This is a genomic window from Rhodoferax sp. BAB1 (assembly GCF_013334205.1).
GTDB lineage: Bacteria > Pseudomonadota > Gammaproteobacteria > Burkholderiales > Burkholderiaceae_C > Hylemonella.
The window spans coordinates 223,970-243,237 of sequence record NZ_CP054424.1 but is presented as its reverse complement, the minus strand read 5'-3'; the positions used below and the strand labels follow the sequence as shown (position 1 = coordinate 243,237).

General features: G+C 60.0%; 19 protein-coding genes. 11 read left to right on the top strand and 8 right to left on the bottom strand.

What is annotated here, in order from left to right:
• Positions 1-58 precede the first annotated feature (58 nt).
• Both HTY51_RS01175 and HTY51_RS01170 read right to left on the bottom strand, forming a co-directional pair.
• On the bottom strand, positions 59-541 hold the full coding sequence (locus tag HTY51_RS01175) for a (2Fe-2S)-binding protein (protein WP_174251013.1): 483 nt from the start codon (positions 539-541) through the stop codon (positions 59-61).
• Complete coding sequence (locus HTY51_RS01170; protein WP_174251012.1) at positions 538-2,745, bottom strand: molybdopterin cofactor-binding domain-containing protein; 2,208 nt, start codon at positions 2,743-2,745, stop codon at positions 538-540. The genes HTY51_RS01175 and HTY51_RS01170 overlap by 4 nt, the downstream gene beginning before the upstream one ends.
• A gap of 652 nt (positions 2,746-3,397) precedes the next feature.
• Here HTY51_RS01170 and HTY51_RS01165 point away from each other — a divergent pair.
• Genes HTY51_RS01165 through HTY51_RS01145 form a run of 5 tightly spaced genes read left to right on the top strand, consistent with a single transcriptional unit; the run spans position 3,398 to position 11,191 of the window.
• Positions 3,398-4,030 carry a TnsA endonuclease N-terminal domain-containing protein gene (locus HTY51_RS01165; RefSeq protein WP_174251011.1) on the top strand — a complete coding sequence of 211 codons (633 nt, stop codon included), beginning with the start codon at positions 3,398-3,400 and terminating at the stop codon, positions 4,028-4,030.
• Complete coding sequence (locus HTY51_RS01160) at positions 4,023-6,233, top strand: DDE-type integrase/transposase/recombinase (protein WP_174251010.1); 2,211 nt, start codon at positions 4,023-4,025, stop codon at positions 6,231-6,233. Before HTY51_RS01165 ends, HTY51_RS01160 begins: the two co-directional genes overlap by 8 nt.
• The gene (locus tag HTY51_RS01155) at positions 6,220-7,617 is read left to right on the top strand and encodes an ATP-binding protein (protein WP_174251009.1); all 1,398 of its coding nucleotides are present in this window, start codon (positions 6,220-6,222) and stop codon (positions 7,615-7,617) included. The genes HTY51_RS01160 and HTY51_RS01155 overlap by 14 nt, the downstream gene beginning before the upstream one ends.
• 39 nt (positions 7,618-7,656) lie before the next feature.
• Positions 7,657-9,549 (top strand): TnsD family Tn7-like transposition protein, encoded by a 1,893-nt coding sequence (locus HTY51_RS01150; protein WP_174251008.1) that lies wholly within the window; start codon positions 7,657-7,659, stop codon positions 9,547-9,549.
• Complete coding sequence (locus HTY51_RS01145; protein ID WP_174251007.1) at positions 9,512-11,191, top strand: TniQ family protein; 1,680 nt, start codon at positions 9,512-9,514, stop codon at positions 11,189-11,191. The genes HTY51_RS01150 and HTY51_RS01145 overlap by 38 nt, the downstream gene beginning before the upstream one ends.
• 463 nt (positions 11,192-11,654) lie before the next feature.
• Here the strand turns inward: HTY51_RS01145 and HTY51_RS18530 are convergent, their stop codons facing one another.
• Together HTY51_RS18530 and merR are read right to left on the bottom strand one after the other, a co-directional pair.
• Positions 11,655-11,981, bottom strand: coding sequence for a hypothetical protein (locus HTY51_RS18530; protein WP_254607084.1), 327 nt, complete (start codon positions 11,979-11,981; stop codon positions 11,655-11,657).
• An 89-nt stretch (positions 11,982-12,070) separates the two neighbouring features.
• A complete protein-coding gene (gene merR, locus HTY51_RS01135; RefSeq protein ID WP_174251005.1) occupies positions 12,071-12,499 on the bottom strand; it encodes an Hg(II)-responsive transcriptional regulator in 429 nt (142 codons plus the stop codon).
• A 42-nt stretch (positions 12,500-12,541) separates the two neighbouring features.
• On the opposite strand from merR, the gene merT reads away from it, so the two are divergent.
• The 3 genes from merT to HTY51_RS18525 are packed head-to-tail and all read left to right on the top strand — an operon-like array spanning position 12,542 to position 13,429.
• On the top strand, positions 12,542-12,916 hold the full coding sequence (gene merT / locus HTY51_RS01130; protein ID WP_174251004.1) for a mercuric ion transporter MerT: 375 nt from the start codon (positions 12,542-12,544) through the stop codon (positions 12,914-12,916).
• Positions 12,917-12,929: 13 nt separating this feature from the next.
• Positions 12,930-13,211, top strand: a complete 282-nt coding sequence (merP, locus tag HTY51_RS01125; protein WP_174251003.1) for a mercury resistance system periplasmic binding protein MerP — start codon at positions 12,930-12,932, stop codon at positions 13,209-13,211.
• Positions 13,208-13,429: a GDCCVxC domain-containing (seleno)protein gene (locus HTY51_RS18525; RefSeq protein ID WP_254606944.1), complete on the top strand. Its 222-nt coding sequence runs from the start codon at positions 13,208-13,210 to the stop codon at positions 13,427-13,429. Before merP ends, HTY51_RS18525 begins: the two co-directional genes overlap by 4 nt.
• A 196-nt stretch (positions 13,430-13,625) precedes the next feature.
• Here HTY51_RS18525 and HTY51_RS01120 read toward each other — a convergent pair whose 3' ends face one another.
• The 4 genes from HTY51_RS01120 to HTY51_RS01105 are packed head-to-tail and all read right to left on the bottom strand — an operon-like array spanning position 13,626 to position 16,336.
• The gene (locus HTY51_RS01120) at positions 13,626-14,561 is read right to left on the bottom strand and encodes a catalase family peroxidase (protein ID WP_174251002.1); all 936 of its coding nucleotides are present in this window, start codon (positions 14,559-14,561) and stop codon (positions 13,626-13,628) included.
• A 60-nt stretch (positions 14,562-14,621) separates the two neighbouring features.
• A complete protein-coding gene (locus tag HTY51_RS01115; RefSeq protein WP_174251001.1) occupies positions 14,622-15,455 on the bottom strand; it encodes an anti-sigma factor in 834 nt (277 codons plus the stop codon).
• Positions 15,452-15,952 (bottom strand): sigma-70 family RNA polymerase sigma factor, encoded by a 501-nt coding sequence (locus tag HTY51_RS01110; protein WP_174251000.1) that lies wholly within the window; start codon positions 15,950-15,952, stop codon positions 15,452-15,454. Before HTY51_RS01110 ends, HTY51_RS01115 begins: the two co-directional genes overlap by 4 nt.
• 6 nt (positions 15,953-15,958) lie before the next feature.
• Entirely contained in the window at positions 15,959-16,336 is a 378-nt protein-coding gene (locus HTY51_RS01105; protein WP_174250999.1) for a hypothetical protein, read from the bottom strand.
• A gap of 283 nt (positions 16,337-16,619) precedes the next feature.
• Between HTY51_RS01105 and HTY51_RS01100 the strand changes: the two genes are divergently transcribed.
• The 3 genes from HTY51_RS01100 to HTY51_RS01090 all read left to right on the top strand — a co-directional run bounded on the left by HTY51_RS01100 (position 16,620) and on the right by HTY51_RS01090 (position 19,244).
• Positions 16,620-17,138, top strand: a complete 519-nt coding sequence (locus tag HTY51_RS01100) for a DsrE family protein (RefSeq protein ID WP_174250998.1) — start codon at positions 16,620-16,622, stop codon at positions 17,136-17,138.
• Positions 17,139-17,192: 54 nt separating this feature from the next.
• The gene (locus HTY51_RS01095; RefSeq protein WP_217448227.1) at positions 17,193-17,990 is read left to right on the top strand and encodes an extracellular solute-binding protein; all 798 of its coding nucleotides are present in this window, start codon (positions 17,193-17,195) and stop codon (positions 17,988-17,990) included.
• Between the two features lie 198 nt (positions 17,991-18,188).
• Positions 18,189-19,244 carry a DMT family transporter gene (locus HTY51_RS01090; RefSeq protein WP_174250997.1) on the top strand — a complete coding sequence of 352 codons (1,056 nt, stop codon included), beginning with the start codon at positions 18,189-18,191 and terminating at the stop codon, positions 19,242-19,244.
• The last annotated feature ends 24 nt before the right edge of the window (positions 19,245-19,268 follow it).

Sequence of the window (19,268 nt, the reverse complement as noted above, 5' to 3'; positions counted from 1 at the left end):
CGCATGACTTTTTTGATCCGCAACGCATCTTGAGAAATTAGTGTGAAAAGGCCCTAATTCAGGAGTTTGATTTCGTTTCAGCGGCGGCCCGCTCGATGGCGCGCAGCATGCGCGTCTGGGCGCCACAACGGCACAGATGTTTTTCCAGGCCCAACACAATGTCTGCACGGCTGGGCGTAGGGTTGCGGGCCAGCAAAGCGCAGGCCGAGGTGATGATGCCGGCCACGCAGTAGCCACACTGGGCGGCGCGCTCTTCGATGAAAGCGGTCTGCACGGGGTGCGGCTGCTCCGGTGTGCCCAGGCCTTCGAGTGTGGTCACCTGCTTGCCCTGGATGGACCACACGGGCAGATTGCAGGAGGTCTGGGGCTGGCCGTCCACCAGCACCATGCAGGCACCGCACTCGCCCTGACCGCAGCCGAACTTGGGGCCGCTCAGATTCAATTCCTCGCGCAGCACCGAGAGCAGAGTGGCCTTCTCGTCACCGCCAAAGTGCACGGGCTGCCGGTTGACCTGGAACATGGTTGTTTTGGTTTCGCTCATGCGGCCTCCGCGGCGTGCACGGCGCGCAGCAGGGTGTCGGCCGTCAGGGGCAGCTCGCGCACGCGCACACCGAGGGCGTCGAACACGGCATTGGCCAATGCCGCGGCCACCGGGCCTTGGGCAGCCTCGCCGGCGCCCAGCGGTGGTTCGTCGGGCCGGTCGATCACGTGCACCCGCACTTCTGGCACCTCGCTGAAGCGCAGCACCGGATAGGTGAGCCACTCGTTGCTGGTGATGGCCTCGCGATCAAAGGTGACCTGTTCCTTGGTCGTCCAGCTCACGCTCTGGACCGCGCCGCCTTCGATCTGGTTGATGACACCATCCAGGTCCACCACCATGCCCACGTCGACCGCCAGGTCGAGCTTGAGCACACGCACCTGCTCGTCCACCTGCACGCGCGCAATCACGGCGCACCAGGCCCCCGTGTTCTTGTAACGCGCCCAGGCCAGGCCGTGGCCTATGCCCTCGGGCTCTTCTGCCCGCCGGCCCCACCAGGTGGAGCGCTGCACCACTTCCTGCAGCACGGCCAGCGCACGCGGGTCTTCGAGGTGGCGCTGGCGGAAGGCCAGCGGTTCTTCACCGACCTGCAGCGCGAGTTCGTCGACGAAGGACTCGATCGCAAACACATTGGCGTAGGCCCCCAGCGCACGGATGGCCGAGGTGCGCAGCGGCATCACGGTCAGGCGGTTGTGGATGACCTGGAGATTGGGCACCACATAGGCCGGCACCGCATTGCGCTCGGCACCACCACCGGCGGCCAGCGGCGGGTTGATGGGCAGGGGCAGGGCCGTGGCGTCGGCGCGTTCGCTGGCGGCCAGCAGGGCCGGCACGGGCGCACGGCCCGGGCGTGAGCTGTAGCCGTTGGCCCAGAGTTCGTGCTGCCAGTGGCTCAGGCGCCCGGTGCTGTCGAGCCGCGCCCGCAGCGCCACGCGGTGCGCCGCACCCAGCGGGCTGTGCGTGAGCTCATCCGCGCGCGACCACAACACGCGCACGGGCTGGCCGGGGCAGCGCAGGGCCATGAGCACGGCGTCAAAGGCCACGTCGTCGGCGCCGTTGTGGCCGTAACAGCCCGAGCCCTCGACGTGGTGGACCACGATGTCGTCCCTGGCCACCGGCGTGGCCTCGCGGGCCAGGGCCTTGACCAGATCGTCGCGCAGGTTGTGGATGCCCTGGCTGTGGGTCCAGACCTCCAGGCGCCGGCCGTCCCACAGCGCCAGCGCGCAGGAGGTGCCGATGGAGGCATGGGCCAGATAGGGCTTGAGGTAGACCGCCTGGTGTTGCAGGCCATCGCTGGGCCACACGGATTCACCGCGTTCGGCCGTTTTCGTGGTCTCGTTCGGGGCTGAACTGAGGAAAGCGTCCAGCGCATGCGCCTCGGGCAGGGGCGCACCGGCCTGCCACTTGATCTTGCCCGCCAGGCGGGTGGCTGCCGTCTCGGCCTCGCGCTCGGAGCCGGCGACGATGGCGATGAAACGCCCGTCGGCCCAGCAGCGCACGCCGGGCGGCAGCGCCGCGACCTCTTGCGCCGGCCAGTGGGCCAAGGTGGCGTCCAGCGTGGGCGGGCGCAGCACGCGGCCGTGTTGCAAACCGGGCAGGCGCAGGTCCTGGATGAAACGGGCCTGGCCAAACACCTTGTCGGCCAGGTCGATGCGCTCGGGGCGGGCCTGCCCCAGCAGGCTGCGCTGCGCTGCCGTCTTGGGCCGCGCCGCACCCGCGCACTCGATGTCGAGATCAATACCTTTGAGCAAGCTCGTGTAGTCGCCCAGATCCTGCCCCTGCGCGGTGCGGAAGCGCCCGGCCTGCACCTCTATCGCGTCAGCGCTCTGGCCGGCCAGCACGGCCGCGCGTTGCTGGGCCATGGCGCGTACTTCGGCGCAGACCTGGCGCAAGGCGCCGCCGCTGTCCTGCACCGACAGGCTGCCGGAGGTCACGCCTTCATCGGGGCCCATCGCGGTGCTGGCACTGCGGATGCGCACGCTTTCCAGCGGCACGTCCAGCTCTTCGGCCACGATGAGCAGCAAGGCGGTGAGGATGCCCTGCCCCAACTCGACCTTGCCGGTGTACACGTGCACCCGGCCGGGCTCATCGAAACCCAGCCATTGCGACAGGCGGCGGTTGGTGTGCAGGCTGCCGGGCAGTTGCGGGCGGCCGTCCTTGCGGTCGACCACAAAACCGCGGGGCTGGGGAGCGGCGACGTCGGGCATGGTGCTGGGGTAGCTCGTCGTCACGCGCTACATGGCAGCGCGCCTGCTACGCCGACCCATGCCTGTTTGTGATCTGTTGCCATTGTTCGTGATGAGAAGGTTCGTTGCTGCGCGACCCTGGAGTTTAGAAACCGGAGCGTCCCGGGTCCAATGCCGATTACGTCCCATTCCATATCATCCTGCGATGGCTGGGCGCCCGGGTAAACCCGTATCCGCCGATGAGCGCAGCGTTCCCTCGGGGCTCGGAACATGTATTTCCGGGCGCCCTCGCCGAGGGCGTCTCCGTCATTCGACGGTGACGCTCTTGGCGAGATGTGGGAAAGGGCTTGTGGCTACGGCCGGCCCAGAGGGCCTTAACTTCGCTGCGCGAAGTGAGCGGCGTCCAAACCGAGAACCCTGGTGCGCCTACGGCGCCGTCGCTAAGCTTTAAATGACTAAATTTATGGGTATTTTAGACAAATAAGCCATAATTGGCCTCGTGCACTGGAAGCCCGATCCCCTCCTCTATCCACCGTACCTAAGAACTCGCATCAAACGGCACAGGGGGGTATGCCAAGACTCAGTCTATGTGCCTTGGTTAAAGGTACGCGATGTACCTTCGCGGGGAACATCACTCGTAAGCAAGGGGATTCTTAGCGGTAGATCACATCATTTGCTGTCCGAGCTTGAGGCGATTTACTTCTTTCTCGTTGAACGCCGGGCCACCACCGTTGACATCCGCGAGCAGTGGCCGATTCTCGACATCGACCGCACGCTTGAACTCTGCTCGGAATATGGCGTTCGCCATACCCTTCGAAAGGGATTTCCAGAACCGTTCACCATTGATTTCTTGATCACCGAACGGATCAACGGAGAGTTGAAGTACCGAGCTGCCAGTGTCAAGTCGCCCAACGACGCACGCGATCCACGTGTTCGTCAGCGCCTTGCTGTGGAACATGCTTGGTGCCGTGATCGCGAGATTCCATGGACACTAGTGGATACAACGCGCTTCAATAAAACAATGCTCGAGAATCTGCGCTTCCAGCGGGCATGGTTCAGGCATCGGTATTCCCCCGATCCATTGTTGGAGAGTCGCTTCTTGGAGCAGTTTCAGGCTGCGTACACTCCAAATCGGCCCTTGAAGGAGTTGATGGCGCAGCTCTCGAAATCGCTTCGCCAACCTAGCACCGTCGTAGAAGACGTGTTCAGGTATTGCGCTTGGTTCAATCGGATTGAGACTTCGCTCTTCCACCCGCTTGCCTTGAACCACCCTGTCGTACTGCAAACGACCACCGCCCATGCTTGAATTCCAAGTAGTTGCCGACAACCCCGCGCCTACTCCCGGACTGGTGCTCCGCGTTGGCCAAGACTCCAGTCGCTATCTCCGGCTGACCCATGTCTTTGATGATTGTGTCTATGCCATGTGGATAGATACGCCGGAGAAGGCGCGATATGCACGCCGGCCAAAGGTAATTCCGCTGGCTGAGCTCAAGAGCCTAGGGTCTTTACCCTCATCGGCATGGGGCAGAGTGGTACTCCCACCAGCTCTGACGAACCCGCCTGCGGCGGATACAGACCGTTCAAGCCAACTAGATGCCGCATGGCATTTGATCTCCCCGCTCGTCAAAGCCTTCGAGCGCAAGGCAAACCTCTCTCGCCAAACTTTCACCGCGCTAATACGAAAGCATGCGAGTGAGACAGCAACTAACCAGACAACTTTACTTCGCACGCTTCTGAGGTACTACTACTTTGGCGGGACTCGCCTCGCTCTGCTTTCATTACCTCCAGGCATTAAGCCAGGCCACGCTCCTTACGAGAGAAAACCGACTGAGCCGCAAGAGTACCAGCCGAAGCGGCGAGGCCGTCAAGCCGGCTTGTCCATCGAATTGGGGCACAACGATTTCGTAGTTTCCTCCGCAGATATTGAAGATATGGTGGCCAGCTTCCAGCAGCTGCTCAGAAAGGGGCCGGCGTTCAAAACGACGGCACACGAGGACTACCTGGCCGGCCTGTTCCGTGTGCGACATCCATCTATCTACGCCGAGTACATCAAAGGCGGCAGGCCCGAGCCCGTCACCGCCCGTCAGTTTCGGTATTACGTCGATGGACACCTCCGTCTCACAGATGATCTCGCTCGAAACATGCGTACACATCGGCACAACCCTGGTTATCTGGGTTCAGTTCGGGCGGCTGGGCCTGGTGAGGTTTACGAAATCGACGCCACCGGTGGGCGCCTGCATCTGGTCTCAAGCGACGATCAACCGGTAAACGTAGGCAAGCCGACGATCTACCTACTCATCGACCGGTGGAGCCGATTTGTCGTCTCCGCTTACATCTCACTTCGTTCACCCTCGTACGAAGAAGTGCGCCACGTACTGCTCATTGCTTTCACGTCACGAGAGGCGCGCTTTAACCGCTTAGGCGTCAACATTACAGACACTCGCTGGCCGATTGGACGAATGCCAGCCGTCATTTGTCCGGACAGAGGCGCTGACTTCATGAGCGACTCGATGGAGCAAAGCGTGGTTCTTGATTTGGGAATCGACCTCACGCCACTTCCCCCACTGTGTCCAGACGGCAAAGCCATCGTTGAACGATTGATCCGCGAGATCAAACGACGCATGGCCGCATCCGGAAGAAAGGGCGTGTATGCAGACCGCCCATTGGATCCACGAACCAAAAAGGCGGCCAGAAGGGCCGAGGCTGCCGCAGTTCACACATTGGCCGATGCTTATCGACTTCTCATCGACATCATTGTCGACCACAATAACCGACCTCATAGCACGCTGCGACGCAAGCGCATCTTGACTCAGGCAGGCGTAGAACCGACGCCGAATAATGCGTACCTTTGGGGGCTCAGAAATATGACAGGGCTGCGTTCGGCGCCGCTTTGCGAGGAAGATTATCAACGCCTGCTGCTCAGCACGGACAAGGGCAGTATTTCCAATGGAATTCTCAGATACAAAAGCCGGCCGTATGTTCCCGATAACGAGCAGGCTGCCGAGCTGTCAAGGCAATCGACTGGCCGAGCCAAGTCTATTGACATCCGGCTCGACAAGACATACCCGACAGAGATCTTCATCCCCAGCAACCAGGGAGAATGGGCCAAATTCTCGATGACGCCCGGTGCCGCAAGCGAGATCGCGGGACTATCCCTTGATGAAGAGGAAAGTTTTGCGGGCCGCACGTCACGGCTATGGGCACGCGCAGACCATGACGGACGAGTTGCGCGTGTGGTGGCCAAGAACGAAAAGCGTCCCACGATCCACAATGGCAGTAGGCCCGCCGTCAAACTTCCCAAGGCTGAGCAGCTGGAGGCAAGAAACCAGGAGACAACGCGGATGAAAGAGCAACTCCTTGGCAACACCATCCCACAATCGCAGGACCGGAAACTGGAAGCTCAACAGCCCTCAACTCCAGATTGGGCCAGCCTGGAAGAAGACGAACGCCTGCGCAGCCTTGAATTGATACGAAAACACAGGAATAGGAACAAGCGTGAGCCAGATTGAAGTAACTACCGCCACCTACCGCAACACTGGCGTTAGTCGGTTTTCCGGCAATCCGTTCATCGAGGCTCTCCCCCCAATAGAGCAGACCAAGATCGAATTTCTAACTCTGTTATCGCACTATCCACCAAAACCCACGGCCACCACACGGAGGGCAGGTGAGGTTGTGCGCATCATGGAACTGTCTGCTGTAAACGATCTCGTATTCCCATTCCCTGAATATCAGAAGGCTGGCATCGCACTAGCAACGATGATGCGAGACACCTATGTGGCTCGAAACCCCCTGACAAACATCGACCGACAACGGCGCCATGCGCTAGCAACGAGCGGCACCGACGGGTTTCCGTTTCCAGCCAACTGGAAGTCATCCGCCAAGGGCCATTTCATGATGGCAGTCAGTGGCATGGGGAAAACGACCTTTGCACTTGCCTACCTACTGCGTTACCCGCAAGTCATTGCACACGAAAACTACAACGGCGCCGTTCTGAAGTGCCATCAAGTTGTCTATGTCGTACTACGAGTTCCTCATGACGCCACGTTGAAAAGTCTTTGCATCCAGTTCTTCGATGAAATCGACCGGCTGCTCGGAACGAGCTATGCCCGGCAGGCCAATGCAATACGCAACGTCGCACCCATGGTGGAGCTGATGAACCGAGTCGCTACTGCAGTGTCTCTCGGCTTCATGGTCGTGGATGAAGTCCAGAACCTTCGAAGCGCTCGAGGCCAGAATGCTGACTTCGTATTGAACTTGTTCAGCGAGATCATCGAGCGCCTTGGAATCAGCTTGCTTGCACTGGCAACTCCCGCCGTTCAATCTGTCATCGAAGGAAGTGTGCGCAATGCCAGAAAGCTCGCATCGTATGGTGAGACAGTGCTCCGACCAATGGCTCGCAAAGATCCTCAATGGGTTGAGTTCTGTGAGACATACTGGGACTATAGCTACGTGAAGGAGAAGACGCCGTTGACCAATGAAATTCTTGACGCGTGGCATGCCGCATCCGCAGGAAACACTGCATTCGCCGCCTTGGCGTATACGCTCTCGCAGCGAAACGAAATCGGCGGTCGTGAAATTATTGATGCCACCGCCTTTGCCAGGACGGCTGCAACAGACATGGCATTCCTTCAGCCCGCAATCGCTGCACTCCGTAGCAATAAGCCCGAGAAGCTTCTTGCTTTCGACGACCTCATCTTCAGCCCAAAATACCGCGCGCTACGCAAGCTTCTTGGAGCAAAAGAAGAAGCCATACAGGGCCACTACGGTGAGGAGTTCGACGAATACTCAAGCGCGAACGACAGCGTGCCCGCATCACCGAAGCGTTCACCCAAGAGCCGATCAAGCACACCCGCAGAATTCGATCTCCCAGAAGAGGATCCATTAGCACGCTGACGCTCGATTTACGAACGAGCTCGCATGGATGCGACATAAATGAGATTGACCGGCTTCGGCTATGCACCGCCACTGCTGCCCGACGAACTTCTCTACTCGTGGCTGAGTCGATTTTCGCTTTTAAACGCATTGGGAACGCCGCGTGAATGTATGGAGAGGTTATTCGCATGCAGGACGATTGTTCCCGGCATTGATCTGCCAACGCGACTTCAATCTGTTCAACGACAACTGGGAGACTGGCTTCCATTCCAAACAGTTGATCAGATCCTTGATTTCGGTACGCTGTTTCCATATCACCGCCCTTTCCTGACTTCACATCGACATGACACCGTCCGTCACGCATTGATTTATGGTGACGGCAAAGGCCTCAAGACACAGATGGGACGTGTCGCCAATCGATTTGGTGCGAATCCATCACTTCGTTTCTGCACGAAATGCGTGGCAGACAGTATTGCGCACTACGGCAGCCCATACTGGGATCGTCGACATCAGCTGCCCGGCGTCAGCTGCTGCATACGCCACAGAATACAGTTGCAGCACCAACCGCCACTCAGTCAAAGGACGGATCGACAGCGGTTCGTGGTTCTGGCGAACTGGAATGCAGCACAGCCACATATCAGAGTCTGCGAACGGCAACTAAGATTCGCGGAGCTGTCCGAAGCATTGCTCAGCGCCGCATTGCCCGTGATTGATGCTTCGCAGCGAGCATCAACATATCTTCATGCGGCTCTGAAACTGGGGTTTGGAACCCATCGTGGTCGATTCGATTGCAGCGGCCTGGCGGACGCCGTTCGCCAACGGTTTGAGGACTTCCACGGCTTTGAACATCGCGAGCGCTTGCTCACCTCGTCGGCCCATCCGCTTGGTTGGATCAGGGACCTGATTAAGCGACCGGAGCGGTCGGTTCATCCTATATGCCACCTTCTCTTGATTGAATTCCTATTCGGTTCTATCTCAAGCTTCGCGACTGCTTGCTCGATTACAAAAAATGGAATGGCGGCCATCGAGGGGGTCATTCGCGACCAACAAGTACGCCCTCCTTCATCGACCCTTCTGCGGACAATTTCCGACACCGAGCGCGAGGCCTTGCTGTGCGACAGTTCACTTTCTTGCCGCCAAGTGGCGCCCCTAATCGGAAGAAGTGTCACGACGGTGGTTGTGCAGCGCCGAATGCGCGGAATTCCTATCCACGAGCGCCGCAAGTCGTTAAACAACGCCGGCATCGAGAAAGTAAGGGCAGAACTTCGCTCAGGCGATCCACTACCCGCCGTTGCCATGCGCTCTAGCGTTTCCCTCAGCACGGTGTATCGAATTCTGGCCCAGTACCCTTCGGACCGGCAACCGAACAGCACCCAGAATTCAAAGCCCAAGGTTACTGAACGCAGACAGCGCTGGCTATCCACAATGTCAGCTCAAGAACATGCTGGGGTGAATGCGATTCGCGCGGCAGCACCTGCCGACTACGCATGGCTTTATCGGCACGACCGTGCATGGCTCATGTCAAACACTAAGCCTATCAAAAAGCAGCCCAAAAGCGGGCTTCGCATCGACTGGGCACAAAGAGACGCGGAACTTTCCCAGAAAGCGATGGCGTATGCAGCAACGCTTCGAACTCAATCCTCGCCAACACGAGTCACGAAAACCCGGTTACTCCGCCCTCTAGGCGAATCGATGGTTCGGAAGAACGTGCACCGCCTGCCGTTGCTGGAAGACGTGCTAGAACGAATGTCTGAGTCGCACGCAGATTTTCGAAAACGTCGAGTCGATCATGCAATCGCCATGCTAGCCTGCTCTGTCGCAGGCCTCCAAATGTGGCGAGTGAAGCGACTTTCAGGTCTACGAATTTGGTCAGATGAACTATCCAATTACGCGAATAAAGAAATTGAGAGATTGAATGCTCAGAATTCCGTATGTACCAACAGCCTACCCTGATGAGACCTTCGGATCGTTGCTGACGCGCCTAGTCCTGTACAACGGAACAGGCCTGTGGCGCAGCCTACTCGAAGATTCCGGCTATGGTCGCCGCACAATTTCGCCCTTCTATTCAATGCCAGTCAGAGATACTCGGATTGATAGCTTGTTGTCGGCGCTTGGTTACTCGTACCAGGATATGCTTCGGCAACTGACGTCTTTACCATTTTGGCTTGCATTCAATAATGCGACTCCTCTTCGACATCGAATCGCGCTACCTAGCGATGATGGGACGGGAACACGACTCTTCCTTGTTGGTAAAGCGTACGCTAGTGTCGGCGCCCGATTTTGCCCGGCATGTTTGGTAGATGACTTTGACGCTTTCGGCGAGCCGTACTTGCATCGGCATCACCAGCTGCCCGTCGCGCTAGTTTGCGCGAAGCACGGCGAGTGGCTGAGAATGACCTGCAAGGCGTGTGGCATTACGGTACTCCCGTTCAACAAAACACTGCTTCGCTCACCCGCACTGCGCTGTGATTGCGGCAAAGACTTGACCACGGGATCAGGCCCACCATGCATGCGGAGGCAGCGCCTTCAGCGTCTAAGTCAATTCGCGGAAAGCACCCTCTCTTGCACCAGCGCACCGTGGACCCATAGCCAGATTCGCACGATTCTTCAAACCAAAAACAACTTTAAAAAAAGTAATTTTCTTAGTGCGTCACTGAAGTTATTGGAAAGGACCTACGGGCCTATGGAAAGAAGCCCGTCTGGTCTAGAGATCTCGTTTAAACCGAATGCCGCCGAAGACATTCATCTCAGACTAAAGGTTCCAGCAAGTCTGCAACGTGCACCAGAATTTTGTGCTTTGCTTTCGGCTACGGGGCTATCGTTTGAGGAATTCAGAACTGCTGCGAAATCGGCACTCGTAACGCCGATTTCTGCGCGAGTCAGACCCGCGCCGCGCCCCACCACGCTTGCACAAGCTAGATTCGAATTCAACTACTTTTACGAGAAATCTCCTGGCAGTGCTGCCAGCAAGCTCCAGCAAAAAGCACCAGAACTATATTGGTTACTACGTTTGAAAGACAGTTCTTGGCTAGAACAACGCATCCAAAGATCCCTTTGGACGATTCCCTCAATTGAGCAAGACAGGGCGAGACTCTGGCGAGCACTCAAAGTTGAACATTTGTCATACCACAATATGCGTAGAGCTGGCCCGTTGGTTCGAGCCACCATTCGCGACGCCATTTGGCTGCGGGACAAGTTGATGCGGCTGCAACCAAAAAATGTGGTTGATATATCAGCAGCTGATATCGCTCAGCGCAACAGGGCCATCGCCTTATCACGGGCGCTTTTTTCCGTGCTACGCGCTGAACAGAAGCCCCTTCGGATCCACGCAGGCTTACTTTCGAGATTTGCAAAAATCTCAATGACTCAAGCTCAGATAGCGATTGCGAACTGTCCTCCGCTACGCCATCTCATTGATGCCGTCAACGCTGGAAAGAACAGACGAACGGCAATGTGGGCAGCACGCACACTCGCCGATGCAGGCCATCACCCCAGCGCATCGGAAGTCCTTCTGAAAGCGGGCCTCAATACAACCAAAGTTAATAGAGATCTTGCACTTGAGGCCATTGCGTCCCGGATTGCGCTCCGCAATTAACCCAGCGTTTCCATTTACCCGATACCGGCTGTCCGCCCAAGTTTCGCTGGGGATTTTGCTATTTTCCTTGGTCAACCCGGTTAAAAATCTTTGCTTTCAGTGGATCATTTTTGAGTGAAAAACTAGGCCCGTGTTGAATCCCGTCGAAATCTGACCCATTTAGGACAGTGATTTCCATCCAAAGTTGACCCACGTAGGCCCAGCCCAAGCAAGCTCGATCCCTACGCTGAGAAGCTGGCCACCTGGCTAGGAATCGAGGCAGCAAAATCGCGGATACAGCGTCGCAATCTGAAGCAAATCTACACAGTTGGGGGACAACCCACTGCAAAAGATGTCCTGGTGTGAGCTGGCCTTAATACGATCTGAGTCAATCGGCAATTCGCTATAGCCGCGATCGGGAATTTCTAGCCGATCTCATGCCTGAGGACAAGGTCAAGGGCATTGGGAATCTGATCGCGCAAGGTCACAGGGTCGCGATGGTCGGCGACGGCATCAACGCCGCACCCGCTCTGGCGCGGGCGGATGTGGGCATTGCCATGGGCGGTGGCGGAACCCAGTCCGCGCTGGAAGCGGCAGACATCGCCCTGATGATGGACGACCTCCGGAAAATCGCGGCCGCCCGGGCTATCGCACTATCCAGGAGAACATTATTGTCGGCGTCGGTGTGGTGCACGTCCTCGGCATCACGGCGGTGCTCTTCGGGTGGATTGGTCCCATTGAGGCGGCCATCATTCATCTGGGGCCCGACGTCCTTGTCTTCATCAACTCGGTGAAACTTCTCTGGATCCATATTCGGGGCGTTTGAAAAACGTAGCCATGACAGCTTGCAGCGCGCTGCCTTACGTCCCATCGGTGGTGCCGCGCTTTTCCGGACAAGGGCTAAATCACAGCATCGTCCTGCAAGGATGCGATCAGTGGGCAGCGCACCTTGCCTCTGGCCGCACCACACAGTCGAATGAGTCCTTCCAGAACACCCTCCATTCGACGCAACTCCTCCAGCCTGGTCTGTACCTCGGCGAGCTTCGCTTCCGCCTTGGTTCTTGCATGGGCACAAGCGGAGCCGTCGTCCAGCTGCAGTAGCTCGGCAATCTCGTCCAGGCTGAATCCCAGACGCTGGGCTGTCTTGATGAAGTGCAGCCTTGCGCGATCCGCCTCTCGGTAGCGCCGAATCCCGCCGGAGGGCCGGTCCGGCTCACGCATGAGTCCCTTGCGCTGATAGAACCGAATTGTCTCGACGTTGACATCGGCGGCCCTGGCGAGGCTGCCGATGGTCATGCTTCGATCGTTGGGCGTGTGGTTATTGGTCATGCCGCTTGACTCCGTACTTGAGTACGGAGTTAAGGTTACCGCATGAAATTTCCATCGGCTACATCCAATTCTCTACCCAAGGGCGGTGGCAAAGCCCTGCTCGCCGGAGGCCTCGCTACCCTGTTGGCATCGACGTGCTGCCTCGGTCCCTTGGCGCTGATCATGGTAGGCGTCTCCGGTTCCTGGATCAGCCACCTGGCGGCCATGGAACCCTACCAGCCACTGTTCATCGCAGTCGCGCTGGTGGCGTTGTTTTCCGCCGCACGCAAGATATGGAAACCCGCGCCTGCATGTGCGCCTGACCAGGTGTGTGCGATTCCAGGTGTCAATCGTGCCTACAAGGTGCTATTCGGCGTCGTGGTTTTGTTGCTCATCGCCACGATGGGGTTCCCCCTGGTCGCCCATTGGTTCTATTAGAGGAGAGTTTTCTATGAGACGCATCATGATGATTGCAAGCCTGATGGTGAGCGCATCCGTGTGGCCAGCACAGCAAACCGTCACACTCGCTGTTCCAGGCATGACATGTGCCATTTGTCCCGTCACCGTAAAGAAGGCGCTGCTCAAGTTGGACGGCGTGATCGACGTGAAGTCCAACCTGGGCAAACGGGAGACCATGGTGATCTATGACGATGCCAAGGTGAAGGTGGCGACAATTACCCGGGCGACCAGGGAAGCAGGCTTCCCGTCGACCATTGCCGGAACGAAGCCGTGAATCAGGTGGTTCTCGAATCTGTATTGACCTGCCCTGAATGTGGGTACGCCAAGGCCGAAGTCATGCCGACCGATGCCTGCCAGTGGTTTTACGAGTGCCACCAATGCCACGCCATCCTTCGGCCCTTGCCGGGCGACTGCTGCGTGTACTGTTCCTATGGCACGGTGCCCTGCCCACCGATTCAAGAACGCGGCAACTCAGCTTGCTGCGGCTCCTAGCCTCGCACTTCTGCGGGGGCGATTCTCGCTGTGTCCGTCCGTCGCTTAGGGGATGTCTCGGTACGGCCACGAGATGAGAAGGAGCGGAAGGGCACCGGGCTTGCGGTCTCAGGTTTATCGAGTATTGAAGCGAGCAAATCCGAGCAAGGGCGCCCTTCGTAGAGCACCCGACTGGCTCCGATGGAGTTCGATCGCGTTATTGTCCGCTCAGGCGCTTCCCGAACGACACCGCATACGCCGGCGAGCGAAAGCGCAGGATGGGGTCATTCGTCGGCGCGATGCCGTCTGCCATGACCATGGGGTCAAAGTTGACCGCCTCGCAGGCGGCGCCTTTCTGGGCGGAGGCGCTCGTGATCGTCAGCGTGCCGGCCTTGAACTCGGTTCGGTTCGACGGCCAGAGCTGGGGCGGATCGTCTTGCGGATCACCTGCTTGCCCCAGCGTGACCAGCATGTCCCAGCGCACAGGTCCCTTGGCTGTGCGATCGATCAGCGCCTTTTCGAGGAAATTGGCACCGGCCGTCTTCAACTCCTCGTCGCTCAAACGCTTCTCGCCATCCTGCGGCACAAAACGCCAGCACACCAGGGTGGTCTTGTCCTGAGCGCCTATGAACTTGAAAGTGTGGATGCCCCAGTAGGTACTGTGGGCGTAGCTCGCCGGCGGGTTGTTATCGGCCAGGTATTGCGCCTGGGCCAGGTTGTCCGGATGGCTGGCCCTGAACGCCTTGAGCTTCTCCGGGTCGGGTTTGCCAGTGGCTGGATCGGGGCGCGAAGCCACCATCAGATCGTGGAAGGTCTTGGGAACAGCGGCACCGAACATGGGTGTGTTCAGCATGGTGATTTGATGAAGCTGACCCTGTGGCAGCTTGAACTGTAGCGCCATGCCGCGTCCGCTTTTCGCCGTATCGGGCACCTTGAGGTTGCCGCCCGAGAGCGAGAAGCGCGCGATCACCGGCACCGGCTGGCCGGAAAACAGCGCCGAACGCGAGTATTTGGCCACCTCCGCGGTGCCGACGAATTCGCCGGCGGCACATCTACCCTTGATATGGTTGCGGCGTTCACCATGCGTGACGCCAAATGCGCCTTCGATGGCATCCACCACCTGGGGAGCTGTGACTTCCGGCTCGGCCGGCATGTGCAGAAAGCGGTACGAACGCAAGTCCACCGGCGACGGCCAATGCGATTTTTCTCTTCTTCATTGTTTCCCCTGATGGTTGGATGTATTGATCTGCTTTTTCTCCAGCTGGTCGTACACGGCCGTTGCCACACGTGCCAGCTGAGCTTTGGGCATGCCGGCCGACAGCGCGTAACCGAACTTTCCATCGATCCAGAAAAAGACATTCACCGGACCTTCTTCTGCAAAGCGAAAGGCCGTGTCCTGGTTGCCGCTGATCTCTGCGCTGACATAGAGGGTCAGGCGCTGGCCGCTGACATCGTGGTACATGAACTGGGCGACCGGCCCGCTGGTGCCCGGCAGCAGACGCCCACCGATCAACTCGTAGCCCAGGCGCCCGAGCTTCGGTGGGCGTACCTCGGTGCCCAGCCGCTTGGAGAGCCAGGTCACAAGCTGATCCTCCTGCTCGGCGCCGATCTCGACCGGACGCCGGACATCCGGGCTGTAGACGACGTGCGCAATCGCCGCCTGCTTGGGCAGCGGTGTCTGCAGGGCCACGATCGTGGTCGGCGCGTAGTGTTCATGCGCTCCCCAGCCGATCACGCCCCCCGCAACCGCCATCACCACGCTGGCGACCAGGCGCTGCAGGGACCAATGCGGCAGTGACCAGTTGGCGGCACGGTGTGACGCCACAGGTGGTTGCGCCATCGCGCGCAGCGACTGCGGAACGGATTCGGCCAGAAGGGGAGAGAAGAGTCGCTGCAGCGCGAGCTTGTGCTCGCGGTAGGACTGCACGCGCAGCGCGGCCTCGGGATGGTTTTCCAGATACAACTCGACCTCGCCGCGCCGTTGTGGTGGCAACTCGCCGTCCACATAGGCGTGCAGATCGCTGTCGCTTATGGGTGGGTGTTTCACTTGACCACTCGCAGTTTGGCTTGAGAAGTTTGTCCGTCCAAGATCAGGCGCAAGCGCTCCCGTCCCCGGGCCAGCCGGGACATCACGGTGCCTTGCGGGATGCCCAAGGTCTCGGCCACCCCGGCATAACTCATTTCCTCCAGCGCGACGAGGAGCAGCACGGCGCGCTGCTCCTCCGGCAACTGAGCCAGGGCACCCGCGAGATCCCTGAGCTCCAGGTGATCGGTTTGTGTCGGCCGCGTCGGTAGGTCCACCTCTTCCTCATCCCGCGAGACCACGCTGAATTGTGGGCGCCGGATCTGATCAATGCGCAGGTTGTGCATGATAGACAGAAGCCAGACACCCAGATCGCGTTCCGGGCGCCACTGGCTGACGCGGGTCCAGGCCCGCTCCAGGGTGTCCTGCACCAGGTCGTCGGCCCCCGCGCGCTCGCCCACCAACGCCTGCGCGTAACGGCGCAGGCGCGGAAGAACGGCCAGAATGGCGCGGCTGTCCACCGATGCTCAGGGCTTGGCCGTGCGCCACACGTTGTTGACGCCTTCGCCCGTCTTGTCGCCCGCCTTCTGGTCCTTGATCCAGAAATAGAGCGGCTTGCCCTTGTAGGCCCACTGCTTCTTGCCATCGTCACGGGTGATGATGCTGTAGCTGCCATCCGCCTTGTCGGAGTCGGCGGCCATCAGCGGCGGCCAGTTCGTGGCGCAGGGGCCATTGCACACGCTTTTGCCGCTGTCCGCGGCATCCTTGTCGAAGGTGTAGAGCGTCATGCCGTTGCTGCCGGTGAGCACGCCGTCGGCGGCTTTGGCGGGCGCGGTCTCGGTGGTGGCGCAGGCTGTCAGCACGAAACCGGCCAGCAGGAGTGAAAGCAGATGCTTGATCTTCATGGGTTGTTCCTAGTCAGGTTGATGGGGCTGCACTCCGGTATACGAAGCCGCGTTCGGACTTATTCCACCGCCTATCAAAAAAACTTGCCGTACCAGCCGCAGGCCGGTTCGGCCCTTGGCGCCCTGACATAAATAAATATTCATGAATATTAGCTGGAACTTATTTTTCCTGCCGGCTATCACATAGCCCGTGACCGATTCGCCCCCCCGATTCGGGGCTGCGCAAAGTGGGGGCTGAGGCGTTCACGCTTTTCTTATTCGCTTTATTCAGGATCTAACCCAAATGAAACCTTCTTCAGTTGCGCGCGCAGCTTTGATCGCCGCTTTGCTAGCTACGGCCTATGCCCTCCCGGCAGCCGCTGCGCCGGCCGAGGCGACGGGCGAGATACACATCGATGTGCCGGTGGCCCTCAAGCAGGCCAAAGTGGTCTTCAACATGGACCATGCCGCCTTCGGCGGCGACACCCCGGTGGGATTGGCCCACATGACGATGATGGTCGAGCGCTTCAAGCAGAACGGAACCAAATGGAAAATGACGGCGATCTTCCACGGCGAAGCCGGCTACATGCTGCTGAACGACGAGACCTACAACGCGGTCCGCAAGACCAAGACCGGCAACCCCTACAAGTCCATGATCCTGAATCTGATCAGCCAGGGGGTGGAGGTTGAGGAATGCGCCGTCACGATGAAAGGCAACAAGTGGACGAACGCCAATCTGTTGCCCGGCGTGAAGGTGGACTCCGGCGCCGATGGACGAATCATCGAGCTGGTGCAGCAGGGCTACGTCATGCTGCAACCGTGAGGCCGGCCCCGCAACGACGCACGAAACACCCATTCACGAATTGAGACTTTGAACATGATGCACAAACTGATCACCCGCACTATCACCTGCGCGGCCCTTGCATTCAGCGCGCTCGGAGCGCACGCCACCGAGTCCCTCCGGATCTACGGTCCCGGCGGTCCGGCCCCGGCGATGAAAGAGGCTGCAGCGGCATTCGAAAAAGCCCATGGCGTGAAGGTCGAAGTCACCGCCGGACCGACCGGCAACTGGCTGGACAAGGCCAAGCAGGACGCCGACCTCGTGTTTAGCGGGTCCGAGACCATGATGACCGATCTGGTCTACGCCATGGAGGGGCAGCTCGACCATCGCCAGATCGAGTCGCTCTACCTGCGTCCGCTCTCGATCCTGGTGCGCCCGGGCAACCCGCGCAAGATCGCCGGCTTCAAGGATATGCTGAAACCTGGTCTCAAGGTCCTGGTGGTCAACGGCGCGGGCCAGAACGGCGTGTGGGAAGACGCGGCCGGACGCAAGGGCGACATCGAGACCGTGCGCGCCTTGCGCCAGAACATCGAGATGTATGCCAAGAACAGCGCCGAAGCCAAAAAGGCCTGGAGCGACAAGCCCGAGATCGATGCCTGGCTGATCTGGAACATCTGGCAGGTGGAGAGTCCGCAACTGGCGGACGCCGTGGCCATCGAGCCGGACTACGCGATCTACCGCGACACCGGGATCGCCGTCACGAAGCGGGCCCAGGAGCGTGCGGAGGCAAACGATTTCGTGGCCTTCCTGAAATCCAGGGACGGCGCCGCCATCTTCGCCAAATGGGGATGGAAGACCACGGGCACGCACGCGCACAAGAGCAAGGCAAAGTGAGCCTTGTCCCGAGGTCTCGATGGCCTCGGGCACGGCGGGTGGCGCGCGGGCAATCCCGCTCCCTGTGGGATTCGCGTAGCCGCCCGCCGCTGACGACTGGCAGCCTGTTCGCACGGATTGCCCGACGTCGCGCACTTCCCCTCGCCGGGAAGCCCGTCCGCCGTGTCCGACGATGCAGGCTTGGGCTACAGTCAATGCATGAGTCGAAGCATTCTCTATGCCCTGGCGGCGGCAGCCTTGTTCGGCGCCAGCACGCCGGTGGCCAAGCTGCTCGTGGGCGAGCAGCCGCCGGTCCTGCTGGCCGGCCTGCTTTACCTGGGCAGCGGCGTCGGGCTGGGACTGGCGCGGCTGCTGCGCGAGCGCGGCTGGAAGTCCTCGGGGCTGGCCCGGGGCGACTGGCCCTGGCTGCTGGGGGCCATCTTCTTTGGCGGTGTGCTCGGGCCGGTGGCGCTGATGTATGGGCTGACCCAGGTCAGCGGCTCGGCCGCCTCGCTGCTGCTCAATCTCGAAGCGGTGCTGACGACCGTGATCGCCTGGTGGGTCTTCCGCGAGAACGCCGACCGGCGCGTGGTGCTGGGCATGGTGGCCATCGTGGCGGGGGGTGTGGTGCTGTCCTGGCCCGGCGGTGGGGGCGCTGCCTCCAGCGGCTGGGGGCTGCTGGCGATCGCGCTGGCCTGCCTGTGCTGGGCCATTGACAACAACCTCACGCGCAAGGTCGCGGCTGCGGATGCGCTGTTCATCGCCAGCAGCAAGGGCCTGCTGGCCGGCAGCGTGAACACCGCGCTGGCCCTGGCCTTCGGCGCTGCCTTGCCGGCCGTGGGGACACTGGGCCTGAGCCTGCTGCTGGGACTGCTGGGCTACGGCCTGAGCCTGGTCTGCTTCGTGCTGGCGCTGCGCGGCCTGGGCACGGCGCGCACCGGCGCGTATTTCTCGACCGCGCCCTTCCTCGGCGCCGCCGTGGCGCTGGGCCTGCTGGGCGAGAGCGCCACGCCGGCTTTCTGGCTGGCCGCGGCGCTCATGGGCCTGGGGGTCTGGCTGCACCTGAGCGAGCGGCACGAGCATGAGCACACCCATGAGCCGCTGGAGCACACGCATCGCCACGTGCACGACGAGCATCATCAACATGCCCACGATGCCGCCTGGGACGACACCGAGCCGCACATGCACTGGCATCGGCATGAGGTGCTGACCCACAAGCATCCGCACTATCCGGACATCCATCACCGGCACGGGCATGGCGGCGGTAGCCGGTGACGGCGGAAACCGATCCATCACGGA